General features: G+C 60.4%; 18 protein-coding genes and 1 pseudogene. 9 read left to right on the top strand and 10 right to left on the bottom strand.

Annotated elements, in window-relative coordinates; all coding sequences use genetic code 11:
- Positions 1–15 precede the first annotated feature (15 nt).
- Positions 16–1,092 carry a translocase gene (locus GGQ68_RS01510; RefSeq protein WP_183962624.1) on the bottom strand — a complete coding sequence of 359 codons (1,077 nt, stop codon included), beginning with the start codon at positions 1,090–1,092 and terminating at the stop codon, positions 16–18.
- 261 nt (positions 1,093–1,353) lie between these two features.
- On the opposite strand from GGQ68_RS01510, the gene GGQ68_RS01515 reads away from it, so the two are divergent.
- From GGQ68_RS01515 to GGQ68_RS01525, 3 genes are all read left to right on the top strand, one after another.
- On the top strand, positions 1,354–1,542 hold the full coding sequence (locus tag GGQ68_RS01515) for a PLD nuclease N-terminal domain-containing protein (protein ID WP_183962625.1): 189 nt from the start codon (positions 1,354–1,356) through the stop codon (positions 1,540–1,542).
- 482 nt (positions 1,543–2,024) lie between these two features.
- The gene (locus GGQ68_RS01520; protein ID WP_183962626.1) at positions 2,025–2,294 is read left to right on the top strand and encodes a hypothetical protein; all 270 of its coding nucleotides are present in this window, start codon (positions 2,025–2,027) and stop codon (positions 2,292–2,294) included.
- A gap of 1,539 nt (positions 2,295–3,833) precedes the next feature.
- Entirely contained in the window at positions 3,834–5,075 is a 1,242-nt protein-coding gene (locus GGQ68_RS01525) for a lytic murein transglycosylase (RefSeq protein WP_183962627.1), read from the top strand.
- On the opposite strand, the gene GGQ68_RS01530 is transcribed toward GGQ68_RS01525, so the two are convergent.
- Together GGQ68_RS01530 and GGQ68_RS01535 are read right to left on the bottom strand one after the other, a co-directional pair.
- A complete protein-coding gene (locus tag GGQ68_RS01530; protein WP_183962628.1) occupies positions 5,072–7,861 on the bottom strand; it encodes a Hint domain-containing protein in 2,790 nt (929 codons plus the stop codon). The genes GGQ68_RS01525 and GGQ68_RS01530 overlap by 4 nt on opposite strands.
- 241 nt (positions 7,862–8,102) lie before the next feature.
- Positions 8,103–9,572, bottom strand: a complete 1,470-nt coding sequence (locus GGQ68_RS01535) for an AfsR/SARP family transcriptional regulator (RefSeq protein ID WP_246429210.1) — start codon at positions 9,570–9,572, stop codon at positions 8,103–8,105.
- Positions 9,573–9,867: 295 nt separating this feature from the next.
- On the opposite strand from GGQ68_RS01535, the gene GGQ68_RS01540 reads away from it, so the two are divergent.
- Positions 9,868–10,980: a phosphatase PAP2 family protein gene (locus tag GGQ68_RS01540; RefSeq protein ID WP_246429211.1), complete on the top strand. Its 1,113-nt coding sequence runs from the start codon at positions 9,868–9,870 to the stop codon at positions 10,978–10,980.
- A gap of 64 nt (positions 10,981–11,044) precedes the next feature.
- Here GGQ68_RS01540 and GGQ68_RS01545 read toward each other — a convergent pair whose 3' ends face one another.
- Positions 11,045–13,087 (bottom strand): S8/S53 family peptidase, encoded by a 2,043-nt coding sequence (locus tag GGQ68_RS01545; protein WP_183962630.1) that lies wholly within the window; start codon positions 13,085–13,087, stop codon positions 11,045–11,047.
- A gap of 258 nt (positions 13,088–13,345) precedes the next feature.
- Between GGQ68_RS01545 and GGQ68_RS01550 the strand changes: the two genes are divergently transcribed.
- Positions 13,346–14,818, top strand: a complete 1,473-nt coding sequence (locus GGQ68_RS01550) for a bromoperoxidase (RefSeq protein ID WP_183962631.1) — start codon at positions 13,346–13,348, stop codon at positions 14,816–14,818.
- 72 nt (positions 14,819–14,890) lie between these two features.
- Positions 14,891–15,298, top strand: coding sequence for a c-type cytochrome (locus GGQ68_RS01555; RefSeq protein WP_183962632.1), 408 nt, complete (start codon positions 14,891–14,893; stop codon positions 15,296–15,298).
- 2 nt (positions 15,299–15,300) lie between these two features.
- Here GGQ68_RS01555 and GGQ68_RS01560 read toward each other — a convergent pair whose 3' ends face one another.
- Complete coding sequence (locus GGQ68_RS01560; RefSeq protein ID WP_183962633.1) at positions 15,301–15,984, bottom strand: hypothetical protein; 684 nt, start codon at positions 15,982–15,984, stop codon at positions 15,301–15,303.
- Positions 15,985–16,154: 170 nt separating this feature from the next.
- Here GGQ68_RS01560 and GGQ68_RS01565 point away from each other — a divergent pair, with 170 nt between their 5' ends.
- Positions 16,155–17,096 (top strand): MYG1 family protein, encoded by a 942-nt coding sequence (locus GGQ68_RS01565; RefSeq protein WP_183962634.1) that lies wholly within the window; start codon positions 16,155–16,157, stop codon positions 17,094–17,096.
- Positions 17,097–17,280: 184 nt separating this feature from the next.
- Positions 17,281–17,825: pseudogene (locus GGQ68_RS24200) on the top strand (transposase); the annotation flags it as partial.
- Between the two features lie 795 nt (positions 17,826–18,620).
- On the opposite strand, the gene GGQ68_RS01580 reads toward GGQ68_RS24200, so the two are convergent.
- The 3 genes from GGQ68_RS01580 to GGQ68_RS01590 all read right to left on the bottom strand — a co-directional run bounded on the left by GGQ68_RS01580 (position 18,621) and on the right by GGQ68_RS01590 (position 23,310).
- Positions 18,621–19,034, bottom strand: coding sequence for a hypothetical protein (locus GGQ68_RS01580; RefSeq protein ID WP_183962635.1), 414 nt, complete (start codon positions 19,032–19,034; stop codon positions 18,621–18,623).
- A 67-nt stretch (positions 19,035–19,101) separates the two neighbouring features.
- Positions 19,102–21,612, bottom strand: coding sequence for a CoA transferase (locus tag GGQ68_RS01585; RefSeq protein WP_183962636.1), 2,511 nt, complete (start codon positions 21,610–21,612; stop codon positions 19,102–19,104).
- Positions 21,613–21,648: 36 nt separating this feature from the next.
- A complete protein-coding gene (locus tag GGQ68_RS01590) occupies positions 21,649–23,310 on the bottom strand; it encodes a GMC family oxidoreductase (protein WP_183962637.1) in 1,662 nt (553 codons plus the stop codon).
- Positions 23,311–23,495: 185 nt separating this feature from the next.
- On the opposite strand from GGQ68_RS01590, the gene GGQ68_RS01595 reads away from it, so the two are divergent.
- Positions 23,496–24,443, top strand: coding sequence for a LysR family transcriptional regulator (locus tag GGQ68_RS01595; RefSeq protein ID WP_183962638.1), 948 nt, complete (start codon positions 23,496–23,498; stop codon positions 24,441–24,443).
- Here GGQ68_RS01595 and GGQ68_RS01600 read toward each other — a convergent pair.
- Together GGQ68_RS01600 and GGQ68_RS01605 are read right to left on the bottom strand one after the other, a co-directional pair.
- Positions 24,440–25,549 carry an FUSC family protein gene (locus GGQ68_RS01600; RefSeq protein WP_183962639.1) on the bottom strand — a complete coding sequence of 370 codons (1,110 nt, stop codon included), beginning with the start codon at positions 25,547–25,549 and terminating at the stop codon, positions 24,440–24,442. The two genes, GGQ68_RS01595 and GGQ68_RS01600, sit on opposite strands and share 4 nt — an antisense overlap.
- Positions 25,546–26,016 (bottom strand): MarR family winged helix-turn-helix transcriptional regulator, encoded by a 471-nt coding sequence (locus GGQ68_RS01605; protein WP_183962640.1) that lies wholly within the window; start codon positions 26,014–26,016, stop codon positions 25,546–25,548. Before GGQ68_RS01605 ends, GGQ68_RS01600 begins: the two co-directional genes overlap by 4 nt.
- Positions 26,017–26,078: the final 62 nt, after the last annotated feature.

Here is a 26,078-nt window from a genome sequence, read left to right on the forward strand (position 1 = left end):
GTGGATCGCCTGATTTTATCTTGCGGCGATAGTCAGGTCTTCGACGAGGTTTTTCAACACAAGAAAGTCACCCGTAGCCTCGCAGCTGGGCATGTCCAGAGTCAGGTTGCGGGTGCGCAGGCCGGCACCGTCACGGATTTCAAGTGTTTGCGCTTCGATTGTGCGGTCGCAGTTGGCGTCGGAGATCTCAGCCTCAACCGTGAGGGTGATGTCGCCGTTGCGTGCCGCCACGCTTTTTGGGAAGGAATAGACCTCCGCCAGTTGCGGATCAGGGATGGCTGGGTTTCCCAGCGGTGTTAGAAAGCCGCCTTCGCCGCGTGCGGTGACCGCGAGGTCGCCTGCAGCATCGGCGTGAATGTGGCCGGGCGCGAAATAGTCAGCGCCGAATTCGCGGGCGTGTAAACCAAGGCCTGTGGTGCCAATCCACTGCACGGCGACGCGGTCGTAGAATGGTAGGGCCGGCACGTCAGCCATGGCTGTTGCACCGTCCCCAGTGGCGAAGGATGCAATGATCAGCGCGGTGTCCGACAGCGCCGGGACCGAAACGGACAGCGCACCTTCGGCGGACGTGATCTCGGTGAACATCATGCCATGGTGATGCAAAGTAACGCGCTCCGACGGGTGGCAAGGAGCCGTTAGCTCAATATCAACCATTGCACCGGCGGATGCTGTCGCGGTCATCACGATGTCGCAGACGGGCAAGGCCGGCGCTTGGCTCGGCTGCTTCGGCAGGTCCGTTTCTACGGCGGCCAAAGTGAGCTTTGCGGGAGCAGTGGTGAAGCTCGGCAATGTTGCGACAGACGCGGTCTGAGGTGATGGCATAACAAGTGCCTCGGGCGACTGTGCGCCCAGAGCGACAGGTGCATCTGCGGCCGAAACCAACGGCGCGCGAGGGGCACCAACCAGAGCGGAAGAAGTCTGATTGATATCGCTGAGCTCCAAATCCTGGGTCGCGACAGCGGGCGCGGATTGGCCCGGCAGGGAGACGCCATATTGCATCATATAGCCCGTCCCCAAAGCGCAAAGCAGGGTGACACCGCCGAGGGTGATGGTTCTCTTGCGATCTTTTGAAGGCACGCTTTGATCTGACATCTGGAACTCCTGCACCTTTTAACTGATGGTCAGAAATCGCGCCGAAACGTGACGAATCTAGGGCGTGCACGCGGATTCATCAGGGCATTTCTCTTTCGATATACGGGCAAAGGCAGATTATCACGCGTTGCTTTCGCCTTTAGGTGGCGCTTGTCGTAAATGAAAATTCAGGATTTTGGCACTGTCGAGGTTCAAGAAGGGGGAACTAAATTACGTTTTGTTTGTTTCTAGATCAGGACACGCAACACGGGAGCACTTGAAATGGAATATGGTATTTTCGGCCTCATCATCCTTGTTCTGGACATCTACGCGATTTACCAGACATTGACCTCAGGCGCATCGACGCTTGCCAAGATTGTCTGGACGCTCGCCATTCTGATCCTGCCGGTCCTCGGCTTTATCGCTTGGTTGGTAGCAGGCCCACGTGGCGGAACTCGCGCACACGTATAAATTGATTTAATGTCTTGAAGAAAGGCGGCTTCTCTTGAAGTCGCCTTTTCTGTGTCCGGTTCGAATTGAGTTGATAAATTGGCTTGCGGCGACTGGGCCTGACCAGCGCTTTTTTGACCCGTGAAAAAGTTACCATCGTCGCGATGCTGAGGATGTTGTTTTTGGTGCCTGCAAAATGAGCGATATCAAGGTCTGGCCCTGCGAAGCCTTTCGATCTCAACGCCGCAGTGGCGGAGGAGGCACTGGCGGTTTCATCGGCCAAGGCCGCGGAGCGCCGTCGTATTGAGGAGTCGGACTTCGTGGCCAGGGAGTTTGACCCAAACCAAACCATGTTTCGGCGGTGATTGATCAATGAAACCACCATGGAGGCGGTGGAGCGCCGGATGTTGGATGCACGGTTTGGCGCAGATCAGGCACGGGAGGCGATCGCCAGTGCCCAATTGGCCTACACCCGCGCCGAAATCGCCGTAGAGATTGTTTAATTGGATTTGAAGACGGCGGAGATCGACCATGCCGCATTGAGATTGGTCGCACCGTTCGACGGTGTTTTGCTGGGCTTTGATGCGCGTGTCGGTGCCTGTGTCTCCGAAGGTGAGCTTGCCGCAGAAAACTATGCTCCCAAACGCAAGGCCGTGGATGTTTATGTTCTCATTTCGCGGCTGACCGGGACTGGCGGTGTTCCCTTGGCGCGTGGGACGGAGGCAAAAGTGGTTCGCGGCAACGGGGAAAGCTGTGCGGGACGCATTGCCTGAATCGACAGCCTTTTGGACCCCTCTTAAGCCGTCCGTAAAATGTGAAGCGGTATCGGACGACAGTTCCTGTGGGTGTTTGTGACCTTTGTGCAAGGATGTTGCGGACGCCCATTTGAGATCGACGGTCCCGCGAGTGACTTGGCAAGAAAGATATCCCGCTCAGTCCTGCCGCAATATCCTTCACGCGCAAATGCGCGATGCCGTCGATTTAGAGGTCCGCTTCCGCTGCGCACCTCAAGCGGATCAGCGCATCGCCGTGTGTTCCTATCTGAAAAGGGTAGGGCGACTTTTGGGCACCGGCCGATATGCTCGAACCGGACATATCTTCAGCCGAACCAAGCCAGATCCATCGCGAGCGCATTCCTTGTTAACCACAATAAGCCAAGGTTGTTTCGCGTATCGTCAGAAGAAATATATTTTCCAAGGCCATGCTCGGGCAGCTTCTCATCCACAAGCGGCGCAAAACATTGGGCTGGCTCCACAGTTTTTCAATATGGTCTTCGGAATGTGAGCAGGAGTATCGCGCTGAACGAGATCACGTCAAACGAAGCTGCGTGATCAAAGCGACCGAAGGCCACGAAATTTCGCCTAATATGCAGATGCATCTACCTTGCGCCAAAGCGCCTACGTAGTCGTTCTTCTCTTGCGGACACAAAGGGATCAGGGGTGCCGTAGGTCCATCTTACGTCAAGATCTGCATAGCAGGAGGTAAGACGCGAAAGTATCTTTTTATCGATCAAACTGCTCATATACCCACGGCCGAAAGGAGCGTTCGCGCCGCCGGTCCAGAGCGACCTGATCACGAGTGTGCCGAGACCTTTGATGCGGATGGGGGCTGCTCGATTTGAAACGGGTGGCGTCTTGACGAACGGCTGAGTGCAGGGGGCAGTGTCATGGCGGCGACCATTTCCGACCACAGGCCTATGGCGGGTTTCGGCTTCCGGAGGGCTCTTCCGTCTTCGTCGATCAGAGACAGCCATGATGTGAGGGCAGACGCAAATTGGAGCATTTGATTGCCGAAAATGCCCACCATCTCTGAAACTATCTTAAAATTCATGCGTTTATGTATCGTAGCGTCAACCTTGAGGTTTTAAGTTACATATCGGTATAGTTGTGAAAGACTGCGCGAACGACTGAAAGACGGAGGCCAGCGCCATACTGGCAAGGTCCGTCGAAAGAGAAGTGTATTAGGCTCTACGTGCGGGTTTGATGCGGAGAATATTCCTGCCGGGGGTAGGGTAACTAATGAAAGGCGTTTTATGGCCGAGAAAAAACTGCGCATTTTTCGGTGCCGGTGTAATCACGAGCTCGCTATGGGAGCAGCCGTTTGCTCCTATTGTTTCAGACCAACTCCGTTACGAAATCGATACTGGTTCTGGGTGCTGACCCTGTGCGCTCTGGCGCTGATCGGCTTAGTCATTTACGAAGCAAGCATTACCTGAGGGAAGTGCGCAGCGCTTGATCTCTCTGTCATTGCAGCCGATGCCATTACACCGCTAGTGTGCCGCTTCTTGACCACGTGCTTCGGCGGAACAAACTATGATCTTGACTCGTAGAAATATGATACTGGGTGCTTCGGCGCTGGGATTGGCGGCCTGCGGAAGCGGTGGCGCTATGCGGGTTGGTCCGAGCGATCCAGCCGCGCTTGGCCCGGAGTTCCGGCCAACGCCGAATGCCTCCTTTGACACCTGGCTACAGGCTTTTCGCGGGCGGGCACAGGCGCGCGGGATTTCTGCCGGAACTTTGGATGTCGCCTTTCGTGGGCAGGGCTATCTGCCCGGCGTTGTGGAGCGGGACCGCAACCAGACGGAATTCAACCGCTCGCTTGAGGACTATCTCGCGCTTGTCGCGCCAGAGGAAAAGGTCGCATTTGGTCAACGGGCCGTTGCGCAACAAAACAGCGCGCTACAATCGGTCGCCGCACGCTACGGGGTCAGCGCGGATGTTCTGGCTGCGATCTGGGGCGTGGAAAGCTATTTCGGCACCCGTCGGGGTCAGATTTCGGTGATTTCCTCCACGGCCACACTCGCGTGGGAAGGGCGGCGCGGAGCGTTTTTTGAATCCAACCTGACGGACGCTTTGCGGATGATCCAATCCGGCGATGCGCGCCCGTCGGAACTGCTGGGCAGTTGGGCCGGTGCGTCAGGCCATACTCAGCTGATGCCGAACGCGTTTCAAAACTTTGCCGTGGATTTCGACGGCAACGGGCGTCGGGATGTTTGGGGTGATAACCCGATCGATGCCTTCGGCACGACAGCGAATTACCTCAAACGCTCTGGCTGGCAAAGCGGGCAGCCCTGGGCTGTCGAGGTGATCCTGCCGCAAGGTTTCACCGCAGGCATTGGCAAGGCGCGCAAGCGCAGCGTTTCTGACTGGCAAAGCCTGGGCGTGCGTGCGGCACGTGGCTCTTTGCCTTCTGGTGGATCGGCGGCAATCCTTGCGCCAATGGGCGTGGGCCGTCCGGCGTTCATGGTGTTCCGCAACTTCGAGGTGATCTTGCGCTACAATCCGTCCGAGAACTATGGTCTGGGCGTCAGCTATTTCGCCAACCGGCTTGCCGGGGGAGGCCCCTTGGTCGGTACATTTGGCGCGGACCGATATGGGCTGACGCTGCAACAACGCAAGGATTTGCAGCGCGGCCTGTCTCAAGCGGGGTTTGACGCAGGCAAACCCGATGGCGTGCTTGGTAACAAAACCGAGGCGGCCATTCGTGCTTATCAACAGGCCAAGGGGATGACCGTGACCGGCACACCTTCACCCGACTTGCTGAGCAGGCTCTAAACTGTCTCGGTCATCAGCTTCGCCTGATACGCTTTGAGTGTCGGGCGGGCAGCTGCGTATCTATTCTGCCCTCGGGCACAGATCAGATCCGGGAAGAGTCGGAAGAGTTCTTCACGTTGCGGGTTGTCCAATCCGGCCAGTGACATGTCTCCCGGCTGAAAGCTCTCGGTCCACGCGCCATCGGAATTCACCAATTCATGCCGATCAAACATGAAATGCACGTAGGTCACGCCCTTGCCCGGGCTGACACGTTTGATCCGGTCGCGGTGGGTCAGGCTGCCAGCGGCCGCCAGCACTTCATCTTCGCCAGTCAACAGCTGCACCAGAGCACCATTCAGCGATACCCGGTGCTGCGGAGAGACCAGCATGTCCCGCTCTGGCATTCCTTGCCCAAAGGCATTGGCGCGAATGTGGATAGGCTGAAGACTGAGGTCATTGTGCAGCTGCCGGCCCGTCAGGGATTTTGAGCCACACCAGCGCACCGTCTGATATCCATTATCGCGTGTCAGGACGCGATCACCGACACGAATGTCGGCCACGTCGGCTTCTCCTGTGGCGGTCTTGATCCTCGTGCCGGGCGTGAAACAGGGCACATAATTGATATTCTCAATCTCGGAAAAGGTCAGCTTTGACCCGTCCAGCCACTTTACGGTGCCCGATTTCGGCCCGATCATGGCGATCGTGGCCGGTCCGGTGATGTTCAGAGTGTCGCCGAGGGTCTCATCCCCTTCGCCGCCAGTGATGGAAAATGCGCCACCGTTGTTCAGTGCGGGACCCGTGTTGAACGTGTCGTCCCCGTCGCCGCCGAACACCGTATCACCGGAGCCTGCCTGAAGCGTATCCGCACCACTGCCGCCATCCAGGCTGTCGCCACCTGCTCCGCCCGACAGGTCGTCGTCGCCCGCCCCGCCAAGCAGAGTATCGCGCCCATCTCCACCGCTCAGGCTGTCATCGCCATCGCCGCCGATCAACGTATCCGCGCCCGCTTCGCCCAGCAGCGTGTCCGCGCCTGCGCCCCCGTCGAGGCTGTCGTCTCCGGCTCCGCCCTCCACGGTATCGTTGCCATCCCCCGCCTGCACGGTGTCATTGCCCGCGCCAGCGACCACGGAATCGTCACCTGCGCCAGCCTCGATGCTGTCGTCATCATTTCCTGCAGCATTGTCGCCTGCGTCCACCCGATCGCCGTCGGGGTCGCCCATGTAGCCGGCGTCTATGGTATCCGCGCCAGAGGTTCCGGTCACGACCTCGTCGCTTGCGGTTGGAATGCCCATGGTTGCCAGAACGGCAGGCGATGCCACCGAGGACGGGGCCACGCCCATAAGCGTCAGGCTTTCGCCATTCGGGAAGCTCAGCACAGCATTGCCTGCACCGTCATCCGTGACTGTCACGTGTGCAGTGTTCACCTGTGCGCCGTCGATGTCGGTCAGGCCGGTGACGTCCAACTGATCGTTGGTGCTGCCATCGCCGCTGTCGGTCAGGTCGAAGCCGGTGACACGGTCCGCACCAGAACCATCGGCCAGCACCAGCGTATCGCGGCCACCACCCAAACGAATGGTCTCGATCTCATTGAAGTTCAGCGTATCCTGGCCGTCTGTGACCGTGCCGATTTCCGGGTTCACATGGGTCAGGTCGACTGTCAGGTCATCGGTGACAGCCGATAGATCCAGCACGTCGCCGTCTGTCTCCGCCACGCCCTCAGCATCGACCGTGTCATTGCCAAAGCCATTCTCGATAACAAAGGTATCGTCGCCCCAGCCGCCCCAAAGATAGTCGTCGCCTGCGCCGCCATGCAAGATATCGTTGTCGTACGATCCGCGCATCCAGTCGTTGCCGTCGCCGCCATACAGCGTGTCGTCGCCTTCGTTGCCCTCGACGGTGTCGTCGCCCGCACCGCCGTGGACCTCATCATTGCCGGTTTCGCCGTACAGGCTGTCAGAGCCGTCACCACCGAAGAGGATGTCGTCTCCCCCATTGCCGTAGATGCTGTCGTCGCCTGTGCCACCGGTGATCGTATCGTTACCTTCGGCACCGCGGAGCGTGTCATTGCCATCGCCGCCATCAAGGCTGTCGGCCCCGGTGGACCCGATCATGCTGTCATCGCCGCCAAGGCCTTCGGCGTTGATCGGGGCTGCCGTCGCAGAGGCGTCTAGCGTATCGGCATGCTCTGTCAGCGTGACGTTTTCAATCTCGGCAAAGGTGCCGCTGTCCACGCCATCGCTGAAGCGCGCCGCCTCGTCCGCGCTGTAGCTGACCTCGACCCCCTTGGTCAGCGCCGAGAAATCCACCTGATCGCCAGAGGTTTCCTCGGCCTCGCCACCAATGAGCGTATCGTCGTGCCAGTTGTCCTCAAGGAAGAACAGGTCATCGCCGTCGCCACCTGTCAGACTGTCGTTGTCGCTACCGCCTGAAAGAGTGTCATCGCCCGCACCGCCATCTACGGTGTCATCGCCGTCACCGCTGTCGATGGAATCGCCGCCATCCCCGGCCATGATGACGTTCGCATCGCCGTCGGCAGTGACCGTATCATCACCCTGGCTCAGTTGCAGCGTTTGGAAGTCGCTAAGGCTTCCGCTACTCAGCGTGGAATCTGTGCCCACGGCCCCCGCGTCGCCAATGGTGAAGGACGTGACACCATCGCTGATCGTCATGACCCCGGCGGCGTCAAAGTCGACGGAAAAGGCCGCGCCCAACGCGCTCATGTCCAGCGTGTCGCCGTTCACAGCATCAATCCCCGACCAGAAGGTCGAGGAGTTCCAATTGCCCGTCGTGACCAAATACGTCGCCATTCTTAGCGCCTTTCACCTGTGCATGCAGAAAACGACCCGATCGGGCCTGTGAGTGGTTCAGTGCTTAGGACTGAGGACCGTATTTCCTGTCATTGCACAATTCATTCCCGTGGAACTTCTGTTCCAGCCTCTAGAAACAGTGCGAATGTGGCTAGAATAGGCTGTTTAGTGGGTAATCTAGAGATACCACAAAGATTGTCTGGAAATTATCACGAATCTTCGAGGTCTCGCCAGGAGCGCTTCACAGCAAGCCGCGCACCGGTTCTAAAAGTCCCTTGTTGCGCAGCGTTCGTACCGGATACGCGGGATCATTTACCATCGCATCAAGCGAAAATCCCGGTTCGATCTTTGCCATCTTTTCGGCAACGCTCTGCGCTTTTTGAAGCTCCCCCGTCGCAGCGTACAGCGCGAGCAAAGAGCGATGCGCAGGTCGTGACAGGGGTGCCGCGCGGGTTGCCGCTTCTGCGGCGATGATCGCCTCGTCGTTGCGGTTGCACGCGATTGAGATGAAGCAATGCCCCGTATCCCAGTAGTGTTTGAACGGGGAGGACCGCGCCACGCTGCACGCCCGTGCCGAGGTGTCAAAAGCCTTTTGCAACTCGCCGGACCCCATATAGGCCTCCGACATGGATTTCAGGGCATAGGCGCTGGTCGGATTGCGCTCCAGCGATGTGCGGGCCAGATCCATGACCCCGGCAGTGTCTCCAAAGGCCGTGCTGCGCACCTTGGACACGATGGCCTGCACAAGCCCGTTGTCGGAATCCAGCTCCATGGCGCGATAATACAGTTCCACTGCCTCTTCCATCAGCGCGGCCTGATCGGCCTCCGCCAATTCCATCATTTGCGTCAGGCGAATCAGGCTGCTCCATGCCAGATACAGACCGTTCTCATCATGACGAAAGGCCTGATCCATCAGCCCATAGGCCTCGCGCAGCGCGTCCTGATCAAAGCTGAACATACGATAAAGGCCCAGACGTGACAGCGCGGTCGAGCGCGTCTCAGGCCGGTCCTTGGCCAGCACGTGCGGCAATTTCCCGACGATCTGATCGGCGGCCTCGAACACGGTCCGCGCGATTTCGGTTTCCGATTGCATGATCGCCTCAAGCCGGTCGATACGCTGCAATTTCGAATACAAAATGCGGGCCGTCGGTTGGTGAATGGCTTTGATGAACAGCATGTGGCCATTGCCTTCATGCACCAGCTGGCTTTGGATCATGACATCTGATTGTGGCGCATCCGTCGAGCCGATCATGTCCGGATCGGCCTGTCGCCATGCACGGACTTGCTCTGATATATTCTCGCCGATCTGGTTGGACAGCACATCGCAGGTCATGCGGTCACGACCTGGCGCTGTCTCATCCACGCGACATGTAATCAGAATACCGCGAATCTCTTTTGGCCCGGCCCGCGCGATCATCGCCTGGAGCTGCGCGCGCTCCTGTCTCAGCCAATCTTCGAATTCCGGATCGCGTGCATCCAGCCCTTCGAGCAGCTCGATACGCTCGTTCCCCGGCACCACTTCTTCAAGCAGATCGACGCGGAGGCGGGCTTCATCCAGACCGATACTGGCACGGTCGGTCTGTAAAAGGTCGGCATCCTCGCCAAGAGCGGTGCGAAGCTTTGACAAGGCTTGCCGCAGATTGGCGCTGGCTTGTTCAGGACCGAAGCTGGACCAAAGCTTGTCTTCCAGCCAGCGGCGTGGACGTTCCATGCCGGGACTGAGCGCAAGGAGCGCGACCAGAGCCTGATTTTTCGCCCCCTTAGGGGTCCGGTCCACACCCGTGACTGAGGTTAACCGCAACGGCCCGAGCACGTTAATCTTGAACAGATTCTGCCTGTACCCCGCCATGTCAACCTCCGAATTACCTTAAGGAAGCTAGCATCGGACCTTCAACCTCGCAACAGGCGTAAATTTTCCGTAAATAGTCTTAGCGTCAAGCGACAGCTTTTGACGCACACTGTGGTGCTGGCCAACATGGCAGCGTTTATATGGAAGGACTTTTGCCATGAGTTTGTTCGGTCTCGACAACCATCAAAATCACCAGAACCATCAGAACCACCAAAATCATCAGAACCATCAAAATCACCAGAACCACCAAAACCACCAAAACCACCAGTCCACCGAGAACCACCAAGGCGGCCCTGACACCGGATTTTCCGGATCGGCTTTGGGAGCTGCGCGGGACGGGACTGTGGGCTTCTGGGATGGCAGCGCTGACCGCGAACCGATGAATGCCAACCGGTCAAGCTGGTCCGCCTTGAAAGCCATGGGGTCCTCGCAGCGGCGCGCGGTTCTGGACACTGTGCTGAACACCCTCTCCGGTGTCGCGCTCGACGACGGCACAGCCGCAAACACCGAAGGGCGGGTGTCGGTGGCCGGGCAAACCGTGGTCACGCTGAAAAAGCCCTCCAACGCGTTCCTTGCTGAAAAGCAACTTCCGTGGCTGCGCACTTATGCTGACCTGCGTGCCGATCGGTTGAACGAGATCATCATGCAGACCGGCGACATCCAGAGCTTCTTTGCCTTGGTCGGCTATATGGCCACGGACGCCACTAAGTGGACGCTTTGCCTGAATCAGGCGATCTACCGGCTGTGTACCGCTCTGGAGATGCCGTTAAAGCATGGCTTCGATGCGGCGCGTCCGATTGCCATGTCCTGTAAAGTGCAGCCAATCATTCAGACCCCGCCGCACGGCACTTGGCCTTCAGGTCACGCGACCGAGAGCTTTGCCTCCGCCACTTTGCTGACGCGCCTGTTTTACAACCGGGGTTTCAACCCCGCCGAAGAGATTGCCAACGGCAACGAGCTGTTCCGCCATGCAGAACGTATCGCCATGAACCGCACCATTGCGGGGGTCCATTTCCCGAGCGACAGCATGGCGGGTGCGGTGATGGGCGTCACGCTGGCCGAAGCATTGGTCCGCTTGCTTGACGGTGAAACGGAAACAACCGCACGCCTCTATCACGGTGACACATACGAGGGCGATTTCACCTTGGCCCTGCTGTCGGATGCGTTCAAGGACGACAGTGTCATCGAAACCAGCACCGTTTCGCTCGATCCCAATCTTGTTCCGGCATGGCTGCGTGACATGTGGCAAGAGGCCAAGGCAGAATGGTGAAGCCACCAACCGCCTGAACGCGGTCAGACAACCGGGGCGCAGGCACGGCGCCCCGGTCGGTGTTTCAGGCGATCTCGGTTTGCGCTTTGCTGCGGGCTGGCAGAGGGACGACGACATAGGCGCCAAGCCGGTCCGCCTGCGGGTCCGGCACCGCGAAAAGATCGAGCACGTCAGGGTCGAAATCGTCCAGTTGTGTGCTCTCTGACTTGAACAGGTTTTCTTGCAGCCGACCGGCGGACAAGGCCAAGGCCCGGGTCACACGGCCTGCGGCTGCACTGGTGCCGCCGATGCGCGCGCGCTGACCGGACAGCAATCCGGTTGCAGCCATGCCGCCAGAGGCTCTGCCGATTTCCACGGGGGCAGAGACGGTCGGTCCGACCAGACCCCAGGTTGCCCCTTGCGCGGTATAAACGGCGGGCTCGTAGTTTTCCGGCGCCTGACCTGCGAGGCGCCCGGTGTACATCGCGGCACCCACCGTCACAACTTGCCGCGCCTGCGCGGTGCACAAGGCGTTGTGACTGCCGTCGCGGCAGACGGGGCCGTTGGGACCGGGGCGGGTGTAGTCGGCCGTGAAGGCGTTCCAATCATACGATCCTGCATGGTCGAAATGCGCCTGACGTCCGCGCAACACGCTGCCCGGCAGGCTGTCGTCGCGCTGGATCTGGACCAGAAGTTCGCCGGGCACGTCAGCCTCTGCTGCGATCGTCCATGCGCCCGGAGGTGCGACGGGTTCGCCTGTTTTCCGGGCGACCGTCGGTGCCAAGGCCAGGACGTAATGTGCCGCTTCGACCACCCCTTCGCCCTGATCGCGAGCAGGCTGATGGTACAGGCGGGCCACCACGTCCCCATGGGCATTTTCGAGGGAGCAGACCTCCCCCTCCGCGACGCTCAGCGGGCCAGAGGCGGTGCCATCGGGCGTGGTGATGTTCAAGGTTAACGCACTGCTCGCGGCGTCCCGCAGATGCAGTTCTACGTAACTGGACGTCATGTCATCGGGCAAGACACGCACAGTGACCTCTGCCGAACCGGGCAGCTCCCAGCGTGCAGTCAGATCGGCGCGGTAGCCGTTGCCAAAGGACCAGACGAGGCGCACGGGCTGGCCGGTCGCGGCCTCCCAGCGTTGAGCTTCGCGGGCCAATTGGCATTCGACAAAGCGCGATCCATCTTTTGGTCCCGCCGACACGCCCAAAGACAGGTTCACGATGACCGGCGCGGAGGGATCGACGCTCGCCGCCAGACGCAAAATCCAGCGAAGTCCTTGCAGGACATAGCTTTCAAACCAGACGCCAGAGGTGTCATCCACTGTCTCCGCCGGGAGTTGGACCGCCAGCAAAGGCCAGTCCGCAACCGGGTCGCCACTGTTCGGATCGGCCCCGGCGGCAAGGTCCAGAACATGGGTGCCATGCGCGCGCGAAACCCGTCCGATGGGGCTATTTAGATAGGTGTCGAGGGCTGCATAGACCTTGGTTTCCCGCTCGGCCAGCAGCGGCTCGATATCGTCGGCGTTCAGGACCAAACCGGAAAGCACGCCGCCCTCGGCGCTGCGGCTTTCCAGCGCCTGTAGCCAGATGGCGTGAAAGCGCGTCTCTGTGCCGCGCCGAAACCGCTGGTTCAAAAAGCCGATGCCATCGTCGATGATCGCCACGATGGGCGTGCCGGGGCTGTGTGTGGCGGACTGGGGCGAAGACTTGGGACCTGGGGCGCTGGGCGTATCGTCGAGGCGGATCGGCACGCCGGTGTCCAAGACCTCGAACAAGGCGGCGTGCTGCGTGTCCGGTGTCCCGACACGACGGTAAAGCGCATATTCGTCCGGCACGCCGCTCAGCATGTTCGGGTCATCAATGCGGGCGTCCAGCGCCTGTGCCTCGTGGGGGTCCATCAGCAGTGTGCTGTCCTGCGTCACCGCTGCTTTGAATGCCGTGCGTGCAGTTTCCGGGGTGTCGCCAGAGAGCCGGATGAAGATCGGTTCGTACTCAGTGCCGCTGTCGGGCCGCGCTGGATGCAACGCGACAGCGCGCTTTGTGAGAAGGCGCGACCAGTCGAGGTAGGAATCTCTGAAATGTGCAGCGCGCGCGGCGGTCCACTTGAAATATGGGTAAGAAGCCATGCGTAATTCCCCGTTGTCACAAAATAAGGCAAGCAAAGGCGGTTCGAGGCGATCGGTCAAGCAAGCCTCTGGGATGTCTTGACCATTTGCGCAGAATTCACGGCAGTTTGCACCGTTTGCGGTGATGGTTACTGCTCACGATGAGACGGATTCACGCTGAAGCCCACTTTTGATCACGCTGCAATCACGCAGGCCTCTCAATGTAATTTTAACGCAACGTCACAAGGCGCATAGCGCAATCGTCCTTTGGGGGATCACATGACCAGCACGCAGACGACAGATAGCGAACGCCCCTTCCGGGTTATCGAAGGCGGTGGCGCCTGCGCCGTTCCGCAAGTGGACCTCGCGCCGCTGACAGTCCCGGAGATGTCCGCCGCTGAGCTGGCGGCAGAGATGGCCGAGATTTTTGCCATGTCGTTGCTCCGCAAGCAGCGGCTGGCCGATTTGCAGGATCCGCACTGCAAGGTTCGTGTGGATGCGGCGATCAGTTTTACTTTGCACGAACTGCTGTGCGAGTTGCGGTCGCTTGCTTGGTGCGACGCAGGCCAACTTCCGGCACGGGACTTGTCTGCCACTGCGCAGGAGCGCCGGGCGTTGCGGTGGAACGGCGAAGGGCAGTTGACGCTGAACACTCTATTTCGTGGTGGTGTGGCGTCCATGGGCGCGGCGCGCCTTTCGGCGCTGTGGCAGGCCGATCACGCGGTGGCCGACCGCGACCCGGCGCAGCGCCCGCCCCACAATGAAGCGCCTATGTCGGCATGGCTTGAGTGGTGTGGCCGGCACAGCGGCGCTGGGCTCTGCATGCCCGGGGATATCGTCATGCCGGAACCGTGTTTGCAAAGCCTGGACGATATGGCCGAACGTTTGCACCACATGCAGCCCGCGCGGCCCTTTCACAATGCGACCCTTGCGGCACTGGCGAACGGTGCGACGTTTGATGGCGGCCTATGTCACGGGGATACGCCGTGGCGGGGCGGACGCTTGATGTCCCTGATGGCGCAGGCAGAGGGGCGGGCGACCCGCGCCACATTGATGCAGGCCCGCGCGCCCGGCAGGTTGCCAAGACCCGGTGTCACGGCCGCCCGGATGACAGTCTGGCTGGCCCGCGAGGAGCGGGGTGATGCGCCCTCTGCCGCGTCGGTGCGGGCGGCGGCAGATGAATTGGCGGCGGCGTCGCCCAACCTGTTGCACTGGGTCAGCCGCACGAATGCTTCCCTGCGACAAAAGCAACAACGCTTTCAGAACAGCCTCTTCCTGCCATTGGTTGAAGCCGACCGTCAGTACATGATGGCGTCCGATTGTGCACCGCATCTGGCCGTTGCCGGGGCGATGGCGACACTGATGAAGGCCGTTTTCGATACCGCGCGCCCTGTGCATTTTCAGGGCGTCGGCACGCAAGGCTCCGCTATGGACCTGGCGCAGGAGGCCGACATGCTGGTGGCCAACATGAGCCTCGCCCGTGTCGTGTCCGGCGGCTATCATCCGGTGGAAAACCTGCGCGATCTGCGCGCGGGAGAGATGATTGCCTTGCAGCTGCTGCGCGACATGCTGGAGGCCGACAATCGCCCTGCCACGCTGGACTTCACTGGTTTCGACGGCAAGCCGCGGCACATCGTGGCACAGCCGCGCCAGTTCGGGCGTGGGGTGGCAAAGCTTTATGGAGAGAGCGGCCCGCTGCCGTGGTCGCAGGAGGAGGCTTGCGGGCCCAAGCACCTGGTGGCCATTGTCTGACACCTTGATGCAGGTCAGGGTCTGACGCCTTGGTCCATGCAATAACGAGCAGGCACCCGACAGGAGGATGCCATGCCAACATTCAAAAGACTTTTCGCAGCGTTCATATGTCTTGCGGGACCGGTGCTTGCACAGGACGCGGACCTCGGGCGCGCGCACTACCAAACGCATTGTGCCACCTGTCACGGGCTCGAAGGCATGGGAAACGGGCCCATGGCCGGTGCGCTGATTCAAAAGCCCGTGAACCTGACCGAACTGACAATTCAGAACGGCGGAAAATTTCCGTTGGAGCGTGTGGTGAAACGGATCGACGGGCGTGAACCGCTTGTCAGCCACGGCTCTCCGATGCCGGTCTATGGCGACTACTTCGAGGGCGTTCTGGACGTCCCGATCAAAATTCCAACGGGCCAGGTGGTTCTGACCTCCCAGCCGGTGGTGGATCTGGTGGCCTATTTGCTGGACATTCAGCGCATCGAATGATGCTAGCGGCAAATATCCTTGGTCTGAAGGCCGGGCCAAGGCACCCGAACGCGCGGTGTGCCGAGGGCGCGGTCCAGTCGGTCTACGGGCATCTCCGCGCCGATCATCGCACGCAGTCGCGCGGTGCGCGGCGCGTCTGGATCAAGCAGGCGGCAACAGACGTATTCCTCCACGATGGCGCCCTGCTGCTCGTAGCCGAAATCAAGGAACCGCGTGTCGCTGTCCGGGTCAATCAGATAGGGGTCTGTCTGCGTCACATGTTCATTCAGCGCCTTGAGCGGTGAATAGCCGGTGCGCTTGCGGTTCTGCCATTGCCAGACGTGCGTCGCCTCATGGGCAAGGAGCATCGCATTATAAAGATTGACCTCTTCAGGGTAGCCTTTGAGGAAATCTTCACGAAAAATATCGTCGCGGATCAGCACCTTGTTGAAAAGAACCGTGGCAGCCGGGGCAACAGTAACCTCTGTCTCCTTTGTCAGCGGCGGCCAGATCCGTTCCTGACACGTGGTGCGGGGGCGCACCGGGATGCGGTAGGTCATCTCTCCCGCGAAGTGCCCATCGACAAGCCGGATCCTGGAGGTGTCCAGATCCTCGCCGTGAATGGCTTGCAGATAGGCGGTTTCGGGGTCCGTCAAGGGACGCCCGCAAGCTGCCAGGAAAAGGAACAAAAGCATCATCGCGCGCATGAGGCAGAGCATCACCCGGCATGCGTGCCTTGTCCAGTCACGACCGCGGTAGGGTCCGTTTTGAATGGAATGCCAATGGCTTTACCCAGCAGACCCGTTGCGTCCCTATTTAGGGCTTTGTAAAGTCGTGGAGCTGTATGAGCGCGGCGACATCAAAATACGGGACCGACATGACCATTACGCACCTCGTGACCCACTCGGGCGGTTTCCACGCTGATGAGCTTCTGTCCTCCGTAATTCTCACCCGGCTCTATCCTGACGCAACCATCCTCCGCAGTCGCGACCCCGAATGGATCAGCGCCTCGCCGGATCGTATCGTCTATGATGTGGGCCGGGAGTATGACGCGGCGCAGCAGGTCTTTGATCACCATCAACGTCCCGCGCCCAGCCGAGAGGACGGTCAGCCCTACAGCTCTTTTGGCCTGATCTGGAAGCACTATGGCCTCGCCTACCTGGAGGCGATGGGCGTGCCGGAGGAGCACCGTGGCGATGTGCACTTTAAGATGGATACGGGCTTTGTCCTGCCCATCGACCTGATGGACAACGGCGCGATGGAACCCTCCGTCGCCGGTCCGCTGGCCGGGTTGACCCTGCCGGTGCTGCTGGAAACGCTCAAACCGGTGTTCGATGATCGCGGAGACGGTGCTGATGATGCGGCCTTTGCCAATGCGTTGATTGTTGCGCGCAGCTTTGTGGAGGCGTCAGTGCGTGGCAAACACGCGAAACTGCGTGCTTCTGACATGGTGAAAGACGCCATCACATCCGCCGGTACGGGGCGCGTTCTGGAGCTGCCGATGGGGATGCCATTTCGCTCTGCCGTCGAAGAGACCGGCGCGGACCGCCTGCTGTTTGTGGTGCACCCCCGCGACGCCGACTGGGCGCTGACCGGCATTCGCGTCAGCGGTGACAGCTTTGAGCAGCGCGCCAATCTGCCAGAAGCCTGGGCTGGGCTGACGGATGAGGCCTTGGAGGCGGCGAGTGGCGTCAAGGGCGCAAAGTTTTGCCACAACGGTCGTTTCATCGCCGTGGCAAGCTCGCGTGAGGCGATTCTGAAAATGGCAGAGATCGCCGTGACCGCGGCTGAGGCAGATACGGCTGCTCACGTAGGTTGAAAGGCGCGCTGCGCTCGGGTTGTTCCCGCTTTTGACCTTATGAGCCCTGCTAATGTCGCAGCCGGATTTTTCTTCCGCGCTTTCATTGATCGTGGGGCGCCTTGTCAGGCGGGCTGTCTAGGGTCAGGACCCTTTGATTTCCGTCCAGCGGCCTGTTTCACGGTTCGAAAAACGCGCGGTGACCATGTCTGATCTCTTCTGGCTGACGCATACGCAGATGGTGCGTCTTTAGCCTTTCTTCCCCAAGTCCCACGGCAAGCCACGCGTCGATGATCGACGTGTGTAAAGCGGCATTATCTTCATTAATCGCAACGGGTTGAGGTGGCGCGACACCCCATCGGCCTAAGGCCCACACAAAACGCTCTATAATCGTTGGAAGCGATGGAGGTGAGTGGCTAACGCCACTGATCCGAGTGCCGCCACGATCAAGGCATCTTCGCCCGGACGATGGTCGGCCTAGCTGCCGAACACGGCGAAGAGACGACTGCGATGATCCCCTCTCGGGCCATCGCTTCGTGGTTCCCTGCCGGGCAGTGGACGCCACCACCTGAAGGCCCACCGTACCGCGACCAGCATGGCCGCGAAAACGGGGGGGCGTTGACGCTTGATCGGTCGCACCAAGGGCGGCATGAACCGTTGTCCGGGGCATTGCGCAGCAATGTCCCGAAAGGGACCAAGTTGCATGCCATCTGCGACAGCCGGGGACGTCCGCTCAATCTGTTCGTCACCATCACATTCCTGATCCTCGTCCTGTTTGGGATACCGCTGGCCTTTTCGCTGTGGGTTTCAGCGCTTACAGTTCTGTGGATGGCCGGGATTGGCGCTCTCGTTTTCCCACCGCGGCTGATGAATGCGGTTAATTCTGTTCTGCTGATCTCCATCCCGTTGTTCATGATGGCAGGCGAGTTGATGCTAATGGGGGGGGAATCATTGTGAGGTTGGTGGACTTTTGAATGCCATCATCGGGCGGACGCGCAGCGGGATGGCTCAGGTGGCGATTGTGTCCGGGGCTGGTCTTGCTTTGGTGCCAAGGGCGGTAGCCGGTACCTCAGCCCTGTCCTCGGCGCTATGGCTCTGCAAGCAGTACGGACTGGGGCTTCCCGTGGTATGATCGCGGCGGCTGACAGCTTTGGGTTCAGTCCGGTGCGATGATCGGCTATGCCTTCATGGTGGGCTCATCCATAAGCCTCGGCGGACACGTTTCCGGCCAGCGTTGTGCCGGCTGATCGCAAGAAGGCGTGGTCTACACCCTGTTCTTCAGGCTTTTGGTCACGCGAAGGCTACAATTTTCGGATCTGCCGGGCGTACTTCTGACCGCAGCGAAAACGTAGACGCTGGTTGCAGCGATGATTGCCCTCGCCTCGACCGTCACGTTTTTGTTCACCGTCGATATGCACGCGTTCCAGCTGGCAGCTCTGCTTCAGGACGGCCCGCGACGCCCATTTGTGTTCCCCTGCCTCCTGGCTGAATGCCATGGCATTTCCATGGAATCCAAAGGGGCCGATATCATGCGGGTGCCTTTTTTCATTCTATCTCTACCAGCCATGGCATTGATCCCGCTGCATTTCGGGGGTCCTGTTCGTTCTGAACCTCGTCGTTGGACTGCTGCCGCCTTCGGCGGGTGTGGCTTTGCTCGTCGTGAGAGCCGTCAGAGCGTTGCATCAACGGGCTTGGCAGGCGTGTGAGCGGGATCAAAACCAACACAGACACAGCTTTGCTGTGGCCGGAGACGGAGGACGCGCAGCATAACCTGTCGAAGGGCATCTGCCGTGGCGTATCAAAGCCCGCAACGTCACACACATGGAACTCATGCGAAGCCAGATGATCTGCGCCGCCCAGTCCCCGTAGGGTCGGCGCAGTCTGGCCCTGGGCGCCCTTGTCGAAGCCGATCGCGCGCTGTCGCTTCTGCTTGATCACGTTTGCAAAGAACGTGGTCACGTCGTGATGGGCGGTGCGTGAGGAATACGTGTTTCCCCCACGCGGACGCGCCCGATATGATGTGCCTTTAGCTTGGCAAGTATTCCTTGCTCCAGCTTTCGCTGACCTGACCGGATTTCAGCATCCGCTCGATGGCCGCGTCAGAATAGCCAAGGTCGTTGAGGATGGTGCGCGTCGAGGTGCCAAACTTTTCCGTCGGTGAAAGCGCGTAGACCTTCCCGCGGGTGGGACGTACCGCGTAGGGGTCCAGCTGGATGATCTCATGGCCGCTGGGGTGATCTGCGTAATGTGAGAAGGAATAACTGCCGTTGTCGGTGCCGGGCGTACCATCGGGTTCGCGCAGGTTCTCGGATCGCAGGGCGTCGATGTTGTTGCAGATCGCACAGCCGATGTCCGCCGCGCGCAGGCGCGTAATCCATTCCGTCGCAGGATGCATCTGAAAGGCCCCGGCGAGGAAGGCCGCGCGCTCTTCTTCGGGGATGTCAGGCAGTTCTTCGAGCCCTTCGACATTTCGGAACCTTGGCAGGTCGGATTCGTAAGCGCAGAGCAACATGTAGACGCCCGACGCCGTGCTGTAGAACCGCGAAAGGGAATCGTAGCCGTTGACCTCTGGTCCCGACGGCTCGTCGAACAAGCCGCGCCCGCGAAAATCATAGGCGAACGGGATCTGCAACAGACCGCTGTTGGCGCTCAGCGACGTGCGCCCACGCCCAATGCGGCCAAAACGGTGCTTTTGATACAGGGCGCTTGCGACCGCCAGTGCTCCGCCAAAGCCGCACATCACGTCGATGGTGCCCACATGCGCGTGCTCTTCGGGGCGGTCCATCGCCCCGCCAAATCGCAGCATGATGCCCGTGGTTGCCTGCACAAGGTCGTCGTAGCCGATGTAGTCGGTCCGCACCCCGCGCCGGACGCCGCTGAAACAGTCCAGCTTGCAAAAGATCGCCTCCGGATTCAGCTTGCGCAGATTCTCGGCGTCCAGTCCCATCCGCTTGATCTGGCTGTCCGGAGCGTTCCAAAAGATCACATCAACGGATTTCACCAGATCTTCGAGCACCTTGCGCCCGTGTTCCGACTTGGCATCCGCGAGGATGGATTTCTTGCCACGCCCTTGGCTCAGCCCATAGGTCACGGTGTTCCAACTGTCATAAAGCGGCACCGCCGGATCGAATTTGATCACCTCCGCGCCAAAACGCGCAAGGTAGCTGGCAGAGTGCGGCCCCGCGATGACGTTGCACATGTCCAGCACGCGTACACCCGACAGCCACCCCTCTTGCGCGATGCCGTCCTCCGGATCCGGGATGTCGGTCCGCAGCTTTTTGAGCTTTTTCAGCGCCTCGTCAAACTCGACCCACCGGCGCGGCGCGGGGCTGAGTGCCTCCTCGCCGCTTTCCTCCATCCAGACGATGGGGCCGGGCTGCGTCATCTCCCCGTATTCCGGATCCCAGACGTCGATCATCAAACCCGCGGCCTCGGCGTATTCGTCGTTGATCCACTCCTGCAGCCAGCGCTGCGGCGCACCGGGAATGCCCGCCCGGCCAAACATCCGCTTCCACTCGTGGGAGGTGCGGGTCATGAAGATCTCTTTCATCCGTGCCGCCAGCTTGTCGGCCCAGAATTTCGGCATGGGATAGACCCCAAGCGAGGTATCGGTTTCCCACTCGGAGACCGGCTTGTAGGTGTCTTCCTCTTCGGTCAGTCCCTCGTCGAGCATTTCCTGATAGATGCCCAGCACCTCAAGGCAGCGTCGCGCATGATGCTTGTGGCTGGGGCAGACGACATAGAACATCCGCCCGTCCTTGCACATGTAGCTGCGAAAGAACGGATCCAGCAGCTCCTGCAAATCCTCGTAGGACACGTTCATTGGCAGGCCCTCGATCCGGCGCCGCTCGATTTCCGTCTCACGCTGGGTCAGATAACGCTCCGGCATGTCCGAGACCTTGATGGAGTTGTAGCACAGCCCCTCCATCACGGCGGCGGCCAACGGCACCTCGATCTGATCGCCAAGCCCGGTCAACTGCCGCGATTGCAGCGCCAGAACCGTGGCCGATGCCGCGATCTGCGAGGCATAGGCGGACGCCAGAGGCAGCGGCGAGAACGAGGGGTTCAGACCCATCAGCACCCGGTTCAACCCCATGTCGGTGAACACGCCAGAGCTGGCCGCAACCACACTTTCAAACGCCCGCTGTTCGCGCCGCTCCTCGTCGTTGGAGGCAAATCCCGGCAGCGAAATGGTGATCAGCTCAGGGCGTTCTTGGCGCATCGTGGCAAAGTCGATCCCCAGCGCGGCCAGCTTTCCGGGGCGAAAGTTCTCGACGATGATGTCAGCCTCGGCACACAGCGCGCGCGCCTTTTCCAGCCCTTCCTCCGTCTTCAGGTCAAGCGTCACGATCAGTTTGTTGCGCATCAGCGTGGCGTTGGCCGGACTGTCCCACATCGGACCATCGGGCGGGTCGATATGCACCACCGTCGCGCCCAGATCCCCCAGCAGCATCGCCACGGCGGGGCCTGCGATGTACTGGCCAAAATCGACCACTTTGACCCCGGTCAAGGGCAGGTTGGAAAATGACTGACGCATGTGGCCTCCGAAGGGAAAGAGAAGGGTCTGAAAGGGTTAGTGCCCCGCCAAGATCCAGCGAGCCGCTTTTTCAGCGATCATCAAGGTCGGTGAATTGGTGTTGCCGCTGGTGATCTCAGGCATGACGCTGGCGTCCACAACGCGCAGACCGTTCACGCCCTTCATCCGCAAGTGCGGGTCCAGAACAGCGCTGTCATCATCGTCGCGCCCCATCTTTACGGTGCCTGCGGGATGAAAGATCGTGCTGGCAATATCACCCGCCAGCCGCGTCAGATCTTCATCGGTCTGATACTGCGGACCGGGTTTGTATTCCTCGGGCTTGTAGCGCTGCATGGCGGGCTGCTCCATGATCTTGCGCACCTGTCGCAGACTGTCGGCGGCGACTTTGCGGTCCTCGGCGGTGTCCAGGTAGTTGGGCGAAATCATCGGTGCATCACGGAAATTGGCCGACCGAATACGCACCGTGCCCCGGCTCGTCGGGTTCAGGTTACACACGCTGACTGTCATCGCCGGAAAGGCATGCAGCGGGTCGCCGAAGGCCTCAAGGCTCAGCGGCTGTACATGGTATTCCAGATTGGCATGGCTGCGGCTCGGGTCGGACCGGGTGAACGCGCCAAGCTGGCTGGGCGACATGCTCATGGGGCCGGTGCGCTTGAACATATACTCCGCGCCGATCATCGCCTTGCCAAACAGGTTGGCGGCCAGAGTGTTCAGGGTCTTTGTGCCGCTGACCTTGTACACCGCGCGGATTTGCAGGTGATCTTGCAGGTTCTCGCCCACCGGCGCATCGCGCAGCACCTCGATACCGTGCTCCTTCAGCACCGCCGCCGGACCAATCCCCGACAGCTGCAAAATCTGCGGTGAATTCACCGCGCCAGCCGACAGCACCGTTTCACGCCGAGCGGTGACGGGCACGGTCCGTCCCTTGTGATTGACCTTTGCGCCGGTACAGCGCAGGCGGCCGTCCTTGGTCTCGAACGTCAGCGTTTCGACCTGTGCTTCGGTCCAGACGGTCAGGTTCGGGCGCTTCTTGGCAGGGCGCAGGAATGCCTTGGAGGTGTTCCACCGCCAGCCGGACCTTTGGTTGACGTCGAAGTACCCCACACCGGCATTGTCGCCGCTGTTGAAATCGTCGGTCTTTTCAATGCCGATCTCGGTGGCGGCGTCGGCAAAACTGTCGAGCAGGTCCCAGCGCAGACGTTGCTTTTCCACGCGCCATTCGCCACCGGAGCCATGCATGTCAGAGAACCGGCTGTTGTCGCCGGTCACCGGATCGTTGCCATCGTCAAGCTTGTGGTGATCTTCATGCGCCATGAAGTCGGCCAGAGAGCGCTCCCACCCCCAAGCGTCGTCCCCCGACAGCTCCGCCCAGTTGTCGTAGTCGCGCGCCTGTCCGCGCATGTAGATCATGCCGTTGATCGAGGAACAGCCGCCCAGCGTCTTGCCGCGCGGATACAGCAGGGTGCGCCCGTTCAGGCCCTTGTCAGGTTCGGTGGAATACATCCAGTCTGTGCGCGGGTTGCCGATGCAATAAAGGTATCCGACGGGGACGTGAATCCAGTGGTAATTGTCAGGCTTGCCCGCCTCGAGCAGCAGCACCTTGTTGGCCGGATCCGCGCTCAGCCGGTTGGCCAGCAGGCACCCCGCAGAGCCAGCACCAATCACGATGAAATCAAATTGCGGTCCCGTCTCGGTCATGGTTGTGTCTCCCTGCATGTTCAGCTGCGAAAGGAGTGTGGCACACAAATGTCCTCCGAACGAGCTGGCGCGGGGATCCATGCGGCTGATGCACTCCTCCCGGCGCTGCAACTTACACTGGAGTAGAAAACTGAATGAGACATTTCCAATGACAAATTTCTAGAGGTGATATTAAAGATTGTAATATGGAGAGAGTGTCGAACCCGAACAGCATATTGGCCTTTGTGACCGTCGCCCGTGAGGGCAGCGTGTCCCGCGCCGCAGACGTTTTGAACCTGACCCAACCAGCGGTCAGCCATCAGATCAGGCGCCTGAGCGAGGACATTGGCCTCACGCTCTTCACCCGCACGCCGCGTGGCCTGGTCCTGACGCCGGACGCCACGGCCATCCTGCCCAAGGCGGAGCAGGTGCTGGCCGCCTTGTCAGAGTTCCGTCGCAGTGCCAGCCAGCAGATCGGGCAGGTCTCCGGGACGTTGCGGATCGGGACGATCGTCGATCCGTCCTTCATCCGGCTCGGCCGCCTGCTCAGCCAGCTTGGGGCAGCGTATCCCCTCATTTCCACCGCGCTGGTGCATGGCGTCAGCGGTGAAATCCTTGAAAAAGTGCAGCGCCATCAAATTGATGCGGGGTTCTTCCTGTCAGACGCGGGCGGTTTCGACACCCTCCCGTCAGAGCAGCCTCTGCATGTGCGCCGCCTGGCCGAATTCAAGTATCGGATCATTGCCCCGCCGGGGTGGGAAAGCCGCGTTGCGGGGGCAGCGTGGCGCGACCTCGCCGCGCTGCCGTGGATCGGGACGCCGCCCGCATCCGTTCACAATCGCCTTCTGTCAAAGATTTTTGCAGAGCATGGATGTGTGCAAAACGTCGTGGCGTTGGTGGACCATGAGGCGTCTATGCTGGAAATGGTCCGCTCCGGCGTGGGTCTCAGCCTGAGCCGGGACTCCATCGCGCTGCACGAACGCCAGACCTTTGGCCTCGTTGTCTGCGACAATCTGAGTGTGCCGGCTTGCCTTGGTATGCTGACGTTGGAAGAGCGTCGCGATACGCCCGTGGTTTCTGCGCTTTTTGATCAACTGGAAGCGGTCTGGCGGCAAAGCCCGAACGGGTCGTCTTTTGCCGCGGAACAGATTTAGCGTCCGCCCGCCCTCAGTTCCGCCAGATGATGGCGGTCGTCCATGGACGATAGCATCACTGCCGCCACGATGCCGATCACCACGCCAAGCAGGGAATCCAGGACTCTTTCCGACGCCAGATCTGCCCCGGACAAACCGGGCGCAGCAAGGTAGCTCATGATGAGCGCCATCGGCGTCACAAAAATCTGGCCAAGCCAGTAGTTCGCGCCGATCACCAGTTCCGTCAGCATCTGCAGAACAAAGATCAGCGCGACCACAGTCAAAGCCGACGGCTCTTGTGTCAGTATGACCCAGGCGAGGATTGATCCGACAATCGCCCCTGCCATCCTTTGCAGGGCGCGGTGCATATTGATGTTCAGGAAAGGCCCCTGAAGCACCACCATCGCCCCCATGCCGGCCCAGACCGGGTGATTTGCCCCCCATGCGTGGCTGACGAACAACGCCAGGCCACAGCCAATCAGGATACGGGCGGAGGCGATCAGGCGATACCGCAGCGGGCGCAATTGTTCCATGGGCAAAGGACGTTCTGCTGATGGGCGCAGGCGCAATCGGTCTGTGGCCACGCAGATCACGAAGGCCAGCAAGGCGACCGCCGCCGTGGCTGCGGTGCGTTCGAATGCGACGGCCACATCGGTTACAGGTGCCAGCGACGCGCCCCCGGCAAAGGCAAAGATCAGCGCGCCGGGAGGACCGAACCGCCCGCTGATGGTGATGAAATAGGCCACGCCAAATGCCAGTGACAGCGCGCCAAGCTGAAACAACGGCTCCTCGTACAGCGAGGCAAGGCTCATGAGCAAAACCATGAGCACCTGCGTCAAACCGGCGAGCGCCACAACCTTTGCCCGTCCCACAGGCGTGTCAAACCGGCCGAACAGCGCGACCATCCCACCCAATGCCGCGTATCCCACCATATGCGCAGCGGGCGACATCAAAATCAGCGGCAGGGCAATTGCGCTCGTTGCACCCGCTTGAAAGCCCGCCAGCAATGAATTGCGCAAAAAGGCAGGCTTCGCGACGGTGAAGCCGGATCGAAGATGATCGGGCGCCATCAGGTGACGAAAGGCTTCGAGGCGCCCCATCGGGGCAATGGCGGCAGCAGTGCTCATGGCTTTGTGCCCTTCCGGTCGGTCTCTGCTGCAACGAGCCGGGCGTCGATGCGTCCAATCAGCGTTGTCATCGTTTCGATCTCATCGTCAGACAGGTCGGCGAGGATCTCTGTCTCCGCCTGAATCAGTTCCGCGCGGATCTTGGCCACCCGGTCCTGGCCTGCGTCGGTCAGGTAGACGAGCTTGGCACGCCCGTCCGAGGAATCAGGGCGACGTTCCACAAGGCCCTCCCGACACAGGATGTCGATGATCCGCACAAGGCTTGAGCTGTCGACGCCCACCAGCAGCGCCAAGGCTTTTTGGGTGAGTCCTCCGCCGGTTTCATGCAGGTGGACAAGCGGCACCCAGATCGCGCCGGTCACTCCGGAGTCCGAGAGATGCGCATCAAGCGCCCGACGCCAGCGCCGCGCAACGAGAGAAAAGCGCAGGCCAAAGCGCGCGCGGGTAGAAAGGTTTTGATCAGACATGCGCCGTGAGTGACGCAAACTAAATTGCATTGCAATTCAAATCATATTTGGATTGCGCGGTG

The organism is Sagittula marina, from assembly GCF_014196795.1.
Lineage (GTDB): Bacteria > Pseudomonadota > Alphaproteobacteria > Rhodobacterales > Rhodobacteraceae > Sagittula > Sagittula marina.